At 50.9% G+C, this 13,971-nt stretch carries 12 protein-coding genes and 1 riboswitch; of the genes, 11 read left to right on the plus strand and 1 reads right to left on the minus strand.

Going from position 1 to position 13,971, the window contains the following annotated elements; genetic code table 11:
- Window position 1: 1 nt before the first annotated feature.
- The 9 genes from ACN0R1_RS06495 to ACN0R1_RS06535 all read left to right on the plus strand — a co-directional run bounded on the left by ACN0R1_RS06495 (window position 2) and on the right by ACN0R1_RS06535 (window position 8,548).
- Window positions 2–763: a thiazole synthase gene (locus ACN0R1_RS06495; RefSeq protein WP_417581091.1), complete on the plus strand. Its 762-nt coding sequence runs from the start codon at window positions 2–4 to the stop codon at window positions 761–763.
- Complete coding sequence (locus ACN0R1_RS06500) at window positions 760–1,395, plus strand: thiamine phosphate synthase (RefSeq protein ID WP_417581093.1); 636 nt, start codon at window positions 760–762, stop codon at window positions 1,393–1,395. The genes ACN0R1_RS06495 and ACN0R1_RS06500 overlap by 4 nt, the downstream gene beginning before the upstream one ends.
- Complete coding sequence (gene thiD / locus ACN0R1_RS06505) at window positions 1,385–2,197, plus strand: bifunctional hydroxymethylpyrimidine kinase/phosphomethylpyrimidine kinase (protein ID WP_417581095.1); 813 nt, start codon at window positions 1,385–1,387, stop codon at window positions 2,195–2,197. Before ACN0R1_RS06500 ends, thiD begins: the two co-directional genes overlap by 11 nt.
- 67 nt (window positions 2,198–2,264) lie before the next feature.
- Complete coding sequence (thiC, locus tag ACN0R1_RS06510; RefSeq protein ID WP_417581097.1) at window positions 2,265–4,145, plus strand: phosphomethylpyrimidine synthase ThiC; 1,881 nt, start codon at window positions 2,265–2,267, stop codon at window positions 4,143–4,145.
- 95 nt (window positions 4,146–4,240) lie between these two features.
- Window positions 4,241–5,392: an ABC transporter substrate-binding protein gene (locus ACN0R1_RS06515; protein ID WP_417581099.1), complete on the plus strand. Its 1,152-nt coding sequence runs from the start codon at window positions 4,241–4,243 to the stop codon at window positions 5,390–5,392.
- Between the two features lie 4 nt (window positions 5,393–5,396).
- Window positions 5,397–6,437 carry a FecCD family ABC transporter permease gene (locus tag ACN0R1_RS06520; RefSeq protein WP_417581101.1) on the plus strand — a complete coding sequence of 347 codons (1,041 nt, stop codon included), beginning with the start codon at window positions 5,397–5,399 and terminating at the stop codon, window positions 6,435–6,437.
- Window positions 6,438–6,441: 4 nt separating this feature from the next.
- Window positions 6,442–7,236, plus strand: coding sequence for an ABC transporter ATP-binding protein (locus tag ACN0R1_RS06525; RefSeq protein ID WP_417581103.1), 795 nt, complete (start codon window positions 6,442–6,444; stop codon window positions 7,234–7,236).
- A complete protein-coding gene (locus ACN0R1_RS06530) occupies window positions 7,233–7,688 on the plus strand; it encodes a pseudoazurin (RefSeq protein ID WP_417581105.1) in 456 nt (151 codons plus the stop codon). Before ACN0R1_RS06525 ends, ACN0R1_RS06530 begins: the two co-directional genes overlap by 4 nt.
- Window positions 7,688–8,548, plus strand: coding sequence for an ATP-grasp domain-containing protein (locus tag ACN0R1_RS06535; RefSeq protein ID WP_417581107.1), 861 nt, complete (start codon window positions 7,688–7,690; stop codon window positions 8,546–8,548). Before ACN0R1_RS06530 ends, ACN0R1_RS06535 begins: the two co-directional genes overlap by 1 nt.
- A gap of 68 nt (window positions 8,549–8,616) precedes the next feature.
- On the opposite strand, the gene ACN0R1_RS06540 is transcribed toward ACN0R1_RS06535, so the two are convergent.
- Window positions 8,617–10,695 carry a TonB-dependent receptor gene (locus tag ACN0R1_RS06540; protein ID WP_417581109.1) on the minus strand — a complete coding sequence of 693 codons (2,079 nt, stop codon included), beginning with the start codon at window positions 10,693–10,695 and terminating at the stop codon, window positions 8,617–8,619.
- Window positions 10,696–10,745: 50 nt separating this feature from the next.
- A riboswitch (TPP riboswitch) is annotated at window positions 10,746–10,849 on the minus strand.
- A gap of 275 nt (window positions 10,850–11,124) precedes the next feature.
- On the opposite strand from ACN0R1_RS06540, the gene ACN0R1_RS06545 reads away from it, so the two are divergent.
- Together ACN0R1_RS06545 and ACN0R1_RS06550 are read left to right on the plus strand one after the other, a co-directional pair.
- Entirely contained in the window at window positions 11,125–11,751 is a 627-nt protein-coding gene (locus ACN0R1_RS06545; RefSeq protein WP_417581111.1) for a histidine phosphatase family protein, read from the plus strand.
- Between the two features lie 5 nt (window positions 11,752–11,756).
- Complete coding sequence (locus ACN0R1_RS06550; RefSeq protein ID WP_417581113.1) at window positions 11,757–13,898, plus strand: putative bifunctional diguanylate cyclase/phosphodiesterase; 2,142 nt, start codon at window positions 11,757–11,759, stop codon at window positions 13,896–13,898.
- Window positions 13,899–13,971: the final 73 nt, after the last annotated feature.

Raw genomic sequence — 13,971 nt, forward strand, 5'->3', positions numbered from 1 at the left:
TATGAAGTCATTTTATGGTACTGAACTGGCCAGCGGGTTGATGCTTGGCACCGCGCTTTATCCCTCGCCAGCTATAATGGCTGAGGCTTTTGCGGTATCTGGCGCGGGGGTGGCAACCGTATCCTTGCGCCGTGAAAGTGTTGAAGGTCAGGCGTTTCGGGCGCTGATTAAAGATCTTAAGGTAAAACTCCTGCCCAATACTGCCGGTTGTTACTCGGTCAAAGAAGCGGTCACAACGGCGCATATGGCGCGGGAGCTGTTCGATACCCCCTGGATAAAACTGGAAGTCATCGGTCATGCCGATACCCTTCAACCCGATCCCTTCGGGCTGGTGGAAGCGGCACGTATTCTGGCCGAGGATGGCTTTGAGGTATTTCCCTACACCACTGATGATCTGGTGCTGGCGGATCGACTGGTCGAAGCGGGCTGCCGGGTGTTGATGCCCTGGGGCTCACCGATCGGTTCCGGCCTGGGACTGAATAATGAGTATGGCCTGCGCACTCTGCGTAACTATTTTCCGGATATTCCCTTGGTGGTCGACGCCGGGCTGGGCCTGCCCTCACATGCGGCTCGGGCGATGGAGCTTGGCTATGATGCTGTGCTGCTGAACACCGCGGTGGCCAAAGCAGGTGATCCTGTGGCTATGGCGAAAGCCTTTGCGCTTGCCGTTGAGGCGGGTGCGGCGGGTTTCCGTGCAGGTCCTATGGAGCCTCGGGATATGGCATCCCCCTCCACGCCGGTGATAGGGAAGGCCTGGTTATGAATTCTGCACAGCGTTTTTATCCGATTTTCGATTCATCTGACTGGCTGGAGCGCTTGCTGCCACAGGGCATCAAGCTGGCACAGTTGCGCATTAAACACACCGATCAGCCGTTGTTGCGTGCCGAGATCCGGCGCAGTTTGCAGCTGGCACGGCAGTATGGTGCGGCACTGGTGATCAATGATCACTGGCAGCTTGCGCTGGAAGAGGGTGCCGAGTGGTTGCACCTGGGGCAAGAGGATATAGAGCAGGCTGATGTGGCGGCGATTCGCAAGGCGGGTATGCGCTTGGGTATCAGTACCCACAGTCATGCTGAGCTGGATACAGCGCTGAGCTATCAGCCGGATTATCTGGCGCTGGGCCCTGTGTATCCTACCCAGACCAAACAGATGCCCTGGGACCCACAGGGACTGGCGCGCGTTTCAGAGTGGAAACAGCGCATAGGTAACACACCGCTTTGCGCTATCGGTGGCATCAGTCTGGAACGCGCCCCGGGTGTGTTTGCAGCGGGTGCTGACCTGATTGCCGTGGTCAGTGATATAACAGCAGCCGCCAATCCGGAAGCACGCGTGCAGGATTGGCTGGCGTTGGTGAGCGCAAACTCAGCATCAGAGGGCCTGGTTGATGAACACTAATATCGCCAATGTACTGACCATTGCCGGTTCCGACAGCGGTGGCGGGGCCGGGATTCAGGCTGATCTGAAGACCTTTAGTGCACTGGGTGTTTACGGCGCTTCGGTGATCTGTGCGCTGACCGCTCAGAATACCTGCGAGGTGCGTGATGTCTACCCGGTACCACCTGCTTTTATTACCGCGCAGCTACAGGCGGTGTTTGATGATATCCAGATTGATGCCGTCAAAATTGGCATGTTGGGGGATGCGGCTACGGTGCACTGTGTGGCTGACCAGCTCCGCCAGATAAAACCCCAATGGCTGGTATTGGATCCGGTCATGATCGCCAAAAGTGGTGATCGTTTGCTCGCCAATGCCGCGGTTGAGGTGCTGCGTACTGAACTGATTCCACTGGCATCCCTGATCACGCCCAACCTGCCGGAAGCGGCGGTTTTGACCGGTTTGCCGGAACCTGACTCTATTGAGTCCATGTACGCCATCATGGATGCGCTGATAGCACTGGGTGCTGGCGCGGTGCTGTTAAAAGGCGGTCATTTGGAAAACAGTCAGATCTGTCACGACCTGTTGGCTGTGGCGGGTGAGGTACATCACTTTCAGGCGCCGCGTATCGCTACATTGAATACCCATGGTACAGGTTGCTCTATGGCATCCGCTATTACCGCGCTGTTAGCCCGTGGCAAGACGCTGCCTGAGGCTGTCGCCGAGGCCAAGCAATGGCTCAGTGGCACCATTGCGGCATCCAGCCAGTTAAGTGTCGGTCAGGGACAGGGGCCGGTGCAGCATTTTTACCAGTTATGGCATTAATCCAGACTAACTCGCCTCACTACGGCTCATTCATTGAATGAGCACACTATAATAAAGGACCAAGACGATGAATCAACATAACGCTCACTTAAGTCAGACTGCACAGGTTGATGCGCAATCTGTACAACCTTTTCCTAACTCACGCAAAGTCTACATAGAGGGCAGCCGCCCGGACATCCGTGTGCCGATGCGTGAAATCAGCCTGGCCGATACACCGACAGCCGCCGGGCCAGAATCCAATGCGCCTTTGTATGTCTACGATACCTCTGGCTTGTATACCGATCCCGATGCCAGCATCGATGTGCGCAAGGGCTTGCCTGCTCTGCGTGAGGCCTGGATAACCGAGCGTAACGATACTGAATTGCTGGATGACCTGTCCTCTGAATATGGCCGGGGCCGAGCGGCCGATCTGCGTCTGGATACGCTGCGCTTTGATCTTCCGCGCAAACCACGTCGTGCTAAAGCCGGGCAGAATGTGACCCAGCTGCATTATGCGCGTCAGGGGATTATTACCCCGGAAATGGAGTTTATCGCCATCCGTGAGAATATGAAGCTGGCGAAACAGCATGCGGATAATCCACTGTTGGCGCAGCAGCATCCGGGGCAGGCGTTTGGTGCCAAACTGCCGGATGAGATTACCCCCGAGTTTGTCCGCACTGAAGTGGCGGCTGGGCGCGCCATTATTCCCTGCAATATTAACCACCCTGAACTGGAACCGATGATTATCGGCCGGAATTTTCTGGTCAAGATCAACGGCAATATCGGTAACTCCGCACTGACCTCGTCCATTGAAGATGAAGTGGAGAAAATGACCTGGGGAACCCGCTGGGGTGCCGATACCATCATGGATCTGTCTACCGGCAAGAACATTCATGAAACCCGTGAATGGATCCTGCGCAACTCACCTGTGCCCATCGGTACGGTACCCATTTATCAGGCACTGGAAAAAGTAAATGGAGTGGCTGAAGACCTCAACTGGGAGGTGTTCCGTGACACGCTGATTGAGCAGGCTGAGCAGGGCGTCGATTATTTCACCATTCATGCCGGTGTGTTGTTGCGCTACGTGCCGATGACGGCCAAACGCATGACTGGCATTGTTTCACGGGGCGGCTCTATCCTGGCGAAGTGGTGTCTGGCGCATCATCAGGAAAACTTCCTGTATACCCATTTTGAAGAGATCTGTGAAATCTGCAAAGCCTATGATGTGGCCTTCTCTCTGGGTGACGGTTTGCGCCCTGGCTCGGTGTATGATGCCAACGATGAAGCCCAGTTTGCTGAACTGGAAACGCTGGGTGAGCTAACCAAAATTGCCTGGAAGCATGATGTGCAGGTGATGATAGAAGGCCCTGGGCACGTGCCGATGCACATGATCAAAGAGAATATGGACAAGCAGATTGAAGTCTGTGATGAAGCGCCTTTCTACACTCTCGGCCCACTGACCACGGATATAGCGCCTGGTTACGACCATATCACCTCCGGTATCGGTGCGGCGATGATTGGCTGGTATGGCTGTGCCATGCTCTGTTATGTCACACCCAAAGAACACTTGGGCCTGCCAAACAAGGATGATGTGAAGACTGGCATTATTACTTACAAAATAGCGGCTCATGCCGCCGACCTGGCTAAAGGTCATCCCGGTGCACAGATTCGCGACAACGCCATGTCCAAGGCGCGTTTCGAATTCCGCTGGGAAGATCAGTTCAATATCGGCCTGGACCCGGATACCGCTCGCGCCTTCCATGATGAAACTCTGCCGAAGGATTCTGCCAAGGTGGCGCATTTCTGCTCTATGTGCGGGCCGAAATTCTGTTCGATGAAGATCTCTCAGGAAGTGCGGGATCTGGATGCGGCCCAGATTGCGGCGATGCAGAATCATGCACAGCAAGGTATGCAGGAAAAATCAGCTGAGTTCAAGGCTACGGGTGCGGCGATCTATCATAAGGCCTAGTCAGAATAACCCATAGACATGTAAGCTTAATTATTGACAATAATAATCATTATTATTAATAATGCGCGCTTATTTCTTTGTCTATGGAGTTGATGATGTGTCATAAGATAGTACGTAGTCTCAAACGTAGTATTTATCTTGCGTGTGTGGGTTTAAGTCTGGTGCTGGTTTCCCTGTCATCCCATGCTGAAACGAAGGTGATTAAGGACATACTTGGGCGCGAAGTCACCGTGCAGATGCCGTTGGAACGGGTTTTTCTCGGGTTTTACTACACCGACTATATGGCGATTGGTGGTGTAGAGGCCTTTGACAAGGTGGTTGGATTTTCCAAAGATGTCTGGACAGTTTGGACGCCAGCCAGTTGGGAGCTCTACAGTAGCCAACTGCCGCAGTTGAATGATATCCCGGATGTCGGCGAAGTCGAAGCCGGGACTTTTTCGCTGGAAAAACTGTTGTCGCTGAATCCAGATCTGGCTGTTCTGGCTGTTCTGGCTGATTGGCAATTCAAAGCATTAGGGCCTGATGTGGACCGTATAGAGGCCGCCGGAATTCCTGTTGTTGTGGTCGATTATAATGCTCAGACCTTGGACCGCCATTTGCAAAGTACGTTGATTTTGGGACAGATCACTGGTCAGGAAGCGCGTGCTCAGCAAATTGCGGATGAATATCAGGCCAATGTTGAAGAGGTTGCTCAGCGCATCGCTGCATCGGATCAGGCCAAGCCAAGAGTCTATGTTGAGTTTGGCAACAAGGGACCCGCTGAATACAGCTTTACCTATGGCAAAAATATGTGGGGTTCCGTGATCAACCTGGCCGGAGGTGACAATATTGCCACCCCCTTTGTTGAATGGTGGGGTCCTATGAATCCGGAACAGGTACTGGTGTCTAATCCTGAGGTGATTATTATCTCCGGACGTGAAACTGAGTTAACTAAAAACCTGGAAGCCATGGTGCTGGGCGTTGGCATAGATCAGGCTGAGGCTGAACGTCGACTGCAGGGCTTCAGTCAACGGGCTGGCTGGAGTGAGCTGGATGCGATCAAGGACGGCCAGCTTTTTGGTGTCTATCAGGGAGCCTCCAGAACAATCGCCGACAGTGCGATGGTTCAGTATTTTGCCAAGGTTTTTTATCCTGAGCTGTTTGCTGATCTTGATCCACTACAGACTTATCTGGACTTCCATGCGGAATACCTTCCGGTAGTACCGCAAGGTACCTTCATGGTACATGCTGACCAAGCGGTACAGTAATTCCATGAAGCTAGAGACCTCTCTGCATAATGTTGTTGTTGCCCAACGTCATCTGGAAAGACGGCGTTGGCGCATCATCGCCATCTTCTGCGTCATCGCTGCTATCAGTCTGATTCTGGATATTGCCACTGGTCCGTCGATGCTCTCACCTAAAGCGGTGTTTATGGCACTGATCGGTTCAGACCAGATCGCAACCATGACCAAGGTGATCGTCTATGACATCCGCTTACCCACAGCATTGATGGCACTGGTTGTCGGGGCCGCATTAGGAGTGGGTGGTGCGGAAATCCAGACGTTGCTGAACAATCCCATGGCCAGCCCCTACACCCTTGGGCTGGCCGCCGCTGCAGGTTTAGGGGCGTCGTTGGTGATTGCCTTTGGAAGCTTTGGCTTGCCGTTGATGTTTGCCGTGCCGATAGGCGCTTTTCTGATGACCATGCTGGCATCTGCAGTGCTGTTTTTGTTTGCCTCCATGTCCCGGGTGTCTTCAGCCATGTTGGTGTTGGCCGGTATCGCCTTGCTGTTTTTGTTTCAGTCCTTGCTGTCATTGGTTCAGTATCTGTCGGCACCCGAAGTCAGTCAGCAGATTCTGTTCTGGCTGTTTGGCAATCTGAGTAAAACAACCTGGACAAATCTGCTGATTACATCGGTGGTTGCTGGCATCTGTATCACGCTGTTGTTACGTGATGCCTGGAAATTGACGGCTTTGCGACTGGGTGAAACTCGTGCGGCTACTTTGGGTGTGAATACACAGAAACTACGCCTCACGGTGTTGTTTCTGGTGGCGGTGATGACCTCGGTTGCGATAAGTTTTGTCGGGGTGATTGGCTTTATCGGACTGGTGGCCCCGCATGTTGCGCGCCTGCTCGTTGGTGAAGATCAGCGTTATTTTGTACCCTTATCGATGGTCACTGGGGCTGCATTTCTGTCAGTCTCTTCGGTGCTTTCCAAAACCATTATCCCCGGGGCGTTGTTTCCGGTCGGTATAGTGACAGCGTTAGTCGGTGTGCCTTTCTTTTTCTGGATTATGCTGAGCAGGAAGTAAGCGGATGTGTCTTGAGATAGAAAATGTGACCATTATGCGGGGCGAGCACTGCACCGCTAAAGGGATCAGTGCAAGGTTTCATCCTGGCAAGCTGTACGCCATTCTGGGACCCAATGGAACGGGCAAATCGTCACTTCTGAAAGCCTTGTTTGGTGAGGTACGCATTGCTTCTGGCCGTATTCTTCAAGGCGGACAACCGCTGATGCCCAGGCGACTCGGGCCTTGGCGGCATTCGATAGGTTATATGCCGCAAGGCACAGAACTTGATGCGTCCTTGACGGTATTGGAGGTAGTTTTACTCGGGCAGATGGATGCGTTGCATATGCACGTCAGCGATGAGCAGATGCATAAAGCTTTGAGGCTCATGCAGCGTGTGGGCATAGCTGATCTAGCCCATCGTGACATTCAGAGTCTCAGTGGCGGGCAACGTCAGCTGGCGCTGTTTTGTCAGGTATTGCTCAGAGATCCACAGGTGCTTTTATTGGATGAGCCTGTCAGTGCCCTGGATATGCACCATCAGTTATCACTTCTGAACCAGGTCTATCGGGAAACCCGCGATAGAAACCTGATTACCATTGCCGTACTACATGATTTGAGTCTGGCCGCGCAGTTTGCCGATGAGGTGCTGTTGTTGGGCAGCGGGAGTATTCAGGCATCCGGGACCCCAAAAGAGGTCTTTGATCCGGAGGTCATAGGACGCTTGTACGATGTTCAGGTTGAATTATTACATGATAAATCAGGTGCGCCGGTAATCCGTCCGGTGCGTCCGCACTATGTTGATCAAGGAGTATTATTGTGAAAATCAGTATCGGTGTTTTATTGATCGTTTTGGGGTTCTGCTTACAGGCCCATGCCGAAGAACATCATGTGAAGATGCTTAATTTTGGAACCGATGGTGGGATGGTGTTTGAGCCAGGGTTTATTCAGGTCAATCCAGGCGACAGCGTGACATTTTTGCCTGAAAATACCGGCCATAACGTTAAATCTCATAGCGTGCCGGTGGGTGCTTCTCCATGGCAGAGTGAGTTGGATGAGGCTTTTACCGTGACGCTCGATCAGGAAGGGGTGTATGTATACTATTGCCCACCTCACTTGATGATGAACATGGTGGGTGTGATTCAGGTAGGTGAGCAGGCGAATGCTGACAGTCGGGATGAGGTTACTGAGCAGGCTGAGCAATTAGGCCGTCGTGCATTTCAGAACTCTGCACGACTTGGCAGTTTGATGCAGCAGATCACTTGGTCTGAATAGTGATCACCTTTACCACCTGTAAACGCTGGCCTTTGCCAGGGAAAGCATTGCAGCTAGTTTGCCAAGCGCTTGAGGCGAGAGGCCTGGCAGCTGACTGCGTGCCCTGGCAGGAAATGAATCACCAGCATTTTGCACAGTCTAAGGTAATATTACCCTTGGCGGCCTGGGACTATAGTGAGTTTCCCGAGGCTTTCGTACAGTGGCTGAGTGAGGTGGCAGAGCAGGGTGTGAGTGTGCTCAATGCGCCTGAACTTATCCAATGGAATATGAACAAACGCTATTTGCTGGAGCTGGCTGACAAAGGTGTTCACACCATCCCGACCCGATTGATTAAGACGGCTGATCCGGCTGAACTGAAGGCGGTTTTATCTGACTGTGGTTGGGATGAGGTAGTGCTTAAGCCAGCCTGCGGCCAAAGTGGTAATGGCGTACAGCGTTACTCGGCTGAGGCCTTGTCGCAAGCTAGGCTGAGTCAGCCGAGTTTTAATCAGGGATGGATAGTTCAGCCGTTCATGCCGGAAATACAGCAGATCGGTGAGGTTTCCCTGTGCTTCTTATGGGGTGAATATTCGCATGCTGTTAGGCGCATGCCGGCCACCGGCGAGTGGCGAGCTAATTCTCAGTATAATGTGGCTGTTAGCCTGTTTACGCCGGATGCTGATACGATCACTACGGCCAGTAATATTTTACAGCAGCTACCCAGCGCAACAGCCTATGCCAGAGTTGATGGTTTGCTAACCAATGAAGGTTTTGTGCTCAGTGAGTTGGAGTTGATTGAACCGGCCTTATTCCTGGACCTGACACCGGTGGCAGTGGAAAAATTCTGTAGCGGTTTAGCGTATTTTGTGGGTCAGACTTAAGCGTTTTACGTCATTAATCTTTTCCAGAGGTGCTGTCGAAACCGACAGACCTCTGAGCCGTTCGATGCTTAGAAATTCAGGCTGGCCGTGACACCGAGAGTACGTGGTGCACCTAGCTGGTAATAGGGGCGTGCGTCATAACCGATGCCTGGATCATTACCAAAGAAAAACCCCCGTTCTGCATAGGTTTTGTTGCCCAGATTGCGTCCCCATAAGCGAATGGACCAGTCGGCTGTTTTGTAGCCGATATGGGCATTCATCAGGGTGTAATCCCAGGAGCGGGTGTTATGGCTATCAGAGAAGTAGAAGCTATCCATCCCTTCCAGACTGGCACCACTAAACCAGCCGCTACCTGTGTCATAGGCCAGCCCCAACTGATACTGCCAGTGCGGAGCATGGGCGACATCACGACGTGACTTTAAGTCCAGATGGTCCTCCTTGATTTTTTTGACTTGTGTACGAAGTAGTCCCGTCATCCCATAAACACTTAGCCCGGAATCCAGTGCATAGTTGAACTGAAATTCGGCACCGTAATTATTTACCCGCTTAGCATTGAAAATATAGTCGATAAAGCTGAATTCATTTTCGGGCTGATAATTACCACGTAACTGAGCATCTTTGCGTTGCTGATAAAACACGGAGGCTTGTGTTTGCAGTCGGTCGTTCAAATAGCTGCCCTTGCTACCTATTTCGTAATTCCATAGGGTTTCGGTGCCAAACTCTCGTAAGTCTGGTGCAAGTTTATCTTTCTCGAAACCACTGTTAATACCGCCCACTTTATAACCGCGTGACAAGCTGGCATAGAGCGTAGTGTTTTGATTCATCAGATAATCGATAGCTAAGCGACCACCCCAGAGGTGTTCAGTCTTGCGATAGTTAACGCCAAAGGAGTCATCATAGTTTGACTTACTGAGTTCAGCGCGAAGGCCAGAAGTCAGAATTAGCGTGTCGCTTAACAGAGTTTCCAGCTCACCATAGACAGATAAACGTCGGGTTGAGAAGTCGCTTTGTACATTATCGGAGACATCGGTACGGATACGATTTAATTCTGCTGTTTGCCTGAAGGCATAAACACCTGTAGTCCATTGAGTCGAATCATTGAAAATTTCTCCACCTGGCATGGAAACCCAGCGTAACTCGGCAGTGGATGTATCTGATGAGCGACGATATTGATCATAATAGGAATAGCCATCCAGATGAAAACCATCAAACGTCCAGTCCTCATCATAACCATAGTCACTGTCGGTAGCTGAATGGCTTAGGCGCGTTTCCAGTTGGTAGGTTTCAGCACCAGTCCAGACACTGTGCAGTGCCAGGGCTTTACTGATCTGGCGGTCGCGCCCCGGTTCATCCGACAGGGTGTGGCGGTTATTGTCCAGGCTGAAAGCATCATAGCCATTGTTGATATCGGCATAAAAACCGGTCAGGTCAACTAACAGGTCATCGCTAGCCACCAGGCGCAGCTTGGCGCGCAGGAAGGTTTCATCGATATTATTGGTGTCTTTGCGGTTCAGGTGATCGTTACGCATGAAACCGTCACTGCTATTCTGCTGTATGGCCAGGCGCAGTCCGGCGCTATCATTTAACGGTGTGCTGTAAATGCCGGTCAGGGAGTGACTGTTGTAATTACCGATGCTGGCTTCCAGGCGTCCCTCTGGTTGTGTTGTTGGGTCGTTCGAGCGCATGTTAATCAGTCCCGCCAGGGCATTACTACCATACAGTGTCCCTTGTGGACCGCGCAGAACTTCAACCTGTTGAATATCCATCAGACCAGCCGCTCCGGCAATGCTGCTCATGTCGATACCATCAAGCAACACACCTACAGAGGGATTCACATGTCCAACAAACTGGCTGCGCTCACCGACACCTCGGATCTGGTAGAAGCGTGCGCGTGAGCTGCCTTTAGCCGAGGTAATGTTGGGTGCGAGGCTTAGCACACCTTCCAGGTGCTGGCTTTGCTGCTGCTCGAGCGTTTGTGCCGAAATGACCGTAATGCTGGCGGGAATGGCTTCCTGAGCGGCAGGGCGAAAGCCTGATGTAACTACAATTTCATTCAGGGTAACACTAGTTATGGATTCGTTGGCATGGAGCCAGGCCGAGCTGATCAGCGCGGTGCTGAACAGCAGGTAAGGGTAGAAGGGTTTCATGTCAGTCTCCGGTTAGTATCGAAGACCCGGTCGCGCGCGAAGAAAGATCACTCAGAGTGGTTTCCTATTCCTACGCCGGCATCATCCGGATCAGGTTCAAAGGGTTCGCTTAGCGCATCTCAGGCATGTAATCATGCCACCCCTTAGGATATAACAGCCGTTAGTACGGCAACTCTTATAGCATACTCGGTTGAGAGGGCGATTTTAAGCGGGTAGCCGCTTTAATCTGCGGCAGATAATAGTATTTAATATCAGTAAAAGTTAATGTTTTTAATCTCAGGCCAGCCTTAGCTGATGTTTCTACTGGGAGATACTGATGACTAATGGGTAATACGCAGATGCCCGTTTTATAACTACCCTATATCCTTTGATTTTAAAGCAACTTTAGGTTTATTCTGTAATGACCATAAAGTATGGGTGGATATCGATATGTATAAATGGTTACCAATACTAGTGCTTGCCTGTTCGGGTATGTTGGCTTATGCAGCGGATGAGTTCGCACCAAGTCCAGCGACGCCAGAGCAATTGAATCTAATTCGTGAAGGTGGCTATGTGCTGTTTATTCGCCATGGTCCAACCGATACCTCCTACCCTGATCGTGTACCCATAGATTTGCAAGACTGCACTACGCAGCGTCCATTAACAGATGCCGGGCGTCAATTAATGGCGCAGGTCGGTGAGTACTTGCGTCAGGCAGAGATTCCTATCGGAGAGGTCCACAGCAGCCCGTTATGTCGGGCCAAAGAAACGGCTGACCTGCTGTTTGGTCTGAACCGCTATGCGGTGGACAATGAACTGATGTATGTAGCCGCACTGACGGATGTAGAAAAGCAACCTATCATCGCCAGAACTCATCACCTCTTATCTTCGGCTGTGGCGCCTGGTCATAATCGCGTATTAGTAGCACACGGTCCCAATATGGTGGAAGTGATGGAGTACTTTCCAGTTGAAGGTACCTTGGTAATTATTGAAGCAAATCAAGAGCAACAGCAATTTACTTATATTGCCAGTATAGAGCCAGATCACTGGCCAAGGCTGCTGGCTGAGCAGGAGTAGTCCAGATGAGAGCTGGCAAAACGGTATTGCTGATGTTCCTGTTGCCAGCATTTCTCATGCTTGTGCTGTCACTGTTGATAGGATTCTTCTCACTTAACAGTTTGAGGTCCCAGTATATCGAAAGCAGTGATATACAGGCGGAAGATCTGCAAACCCTCCATATGGAGTCTATATTTAAGCGGGATATTTCTGAACTGCATAGTCGTGTGGTGACTATGCTGGATGGTGCCCGCAAGCATCAATTCACTGATATTCAGTTGTACCGCGAGCACTCTCAATTGGTTAATGATCTGGCTGAGATTCAACAACTGGTTGATGGTCTGGCTGAATCAAACCTGCTTAAAGAAGTTAATCATAACTCTGTAAAAGGGCTTCAACAGTCTTTTTCAGACTATCGCAGCTTAGCGATAATGGCTACAGAAATAGCTGCGATTGACCCGGATACGGCTGGTTCTTTTTTTGCGCAGGCACAAACCAGTTTTAACCAGTTTTCGATTTTTACCGGACGTATCTCCATATTGCTGACGGATCGGACCATGTTGCGTGAACAACGAGCGCGGGCACGGCATGAGCGTGCCTTTGTTCATATTTTTATTTTTGGCTTAGTCGGTACGTTGTTGGTGTTGCTGATGGTGTTTGCCATTGCCTATCGAGTCAGTGGTCATGTGCGTGATATTGCTGATGCACTGAGTAAGTTGTCTTATAATACCGAAGACGAATTGCGTTTACCGGCTATTGAGCGTTTAAAGAACACATCACGAGGCGAGTTTGGTCGTATTGCCAGTGCGCTGTTGGGCTTTCGTGACGATATGGAGCGGCGTATACAGGCTGAGAAAGAAAACCACCGGCTGATTTTTTACGATGCACTGACCGGGTTGCCTAACCGGCGTTTGTTAGAAGAGCAGTTACGCTATGCGGCTGGTGCCAGTTCGCGGGTCAGTAATTACCATGCGCTACTTTGGCTGGATATAGATCGCTTTAAAACCATTAATGATATACGCGGGCATCAGGCGGGTGATCAGTTGCTGGTCAGTTTTGCAGATACAATTCGTTTGCTGCTTAAAGAGGGGGATTTGCTGGCACGTGTTGGCGGTGATGAGTTTGCTATTTTGCTGGAGCTTCCTCAGGGACTGAAATCAGAAGCCGCTATGGAGGCTGAACGGGTGGCACTGGATATCTGTTCGAGCGTAGCAAAAGTATATGAGGTGGAAGGGCATTCCCATTATTTAACCGTTAGCATTGGTATTGAACTATTTTCTGACAAAACCCTGAGTAGCGATGATCTGCTTAATCAGGCTGAAGTTGCCAAATACCAAGCTAAAGATGCCGGACGTAACAGGGTATCTTTCTATGATCCGAGTATTCAGGCAGAGATTAATCGGCGTGCTGAGCTTGGGAATGAGCTGCGTACAGCCATGGAGCGTCATGAGCTGCGGTTATTTTATCAGTTACAGTATGATCAAGCGGCTCGTCCAATCGGAGCTGAGGCCTTGCTACGATGGCAGCATACCCAGCGAGGTCTGGTTTCACCTGCTGATTTTATTCCGTTGGCTGAAGATACTGGCTTGATTATTCCTATGGGGGAGTGGGTTATAGTCACAGCGTGTGAATTACTGGCACAGTGGCAAGAAGGTGAGCAGACACGCGATCTGCAGCTAGCGGTCAATGTCAGTGCTAAACAGTTCCTACAGCCGAAATTTGTTGAGATGGTGTTACAGACCCTGCAACAGACAGGTGCCAGGGCTGACAGGTTAAAGCTGGAGCTCACTGAGTCAGCTGTGCTGGAAGATATAGAGCAGGCTATTCACAAAATGCAGCAGCTGCGCCAACAGGGGGTATCCTTTGCTATGGATGATTTTGGTACCGGTTATTCCTCACTGCAGTACTTAAAGCGTCTGCCACTGGATCAGATCAAGATCGACCAGTCTTTTGTGCGCGATATCGTTGAAGATCCGGATGATGCTGTGATTATCCGAACGATCATTGCTATGGGGCAGGCACTATCCATTGAAGTTATCGCTGAAGGGGTTGAAACAGCCGAGCAACGTGATCTGTTGCTGTCCTATGGTTGCCTGAGGTATCAGGGCTACTTGTTTACCAGACCTTTACCCATCAACGAATGCATGGTACTGCTTAAAACAGAGTGATAAATCACTGATCCAGATCAGCTATCAGTTTTTGTCCATCTGAAAATTATAATATAGACTATATACACAAGGC

The sequence above is a fragment of the Nitrincola sp. genome (assembly GCF_048264025.1).
Lineage (GTDB): Bacteria > Pseudomonadota > Gammaproteobacteria > Pseudomonadales > Balneatricaceae > Nitrincola.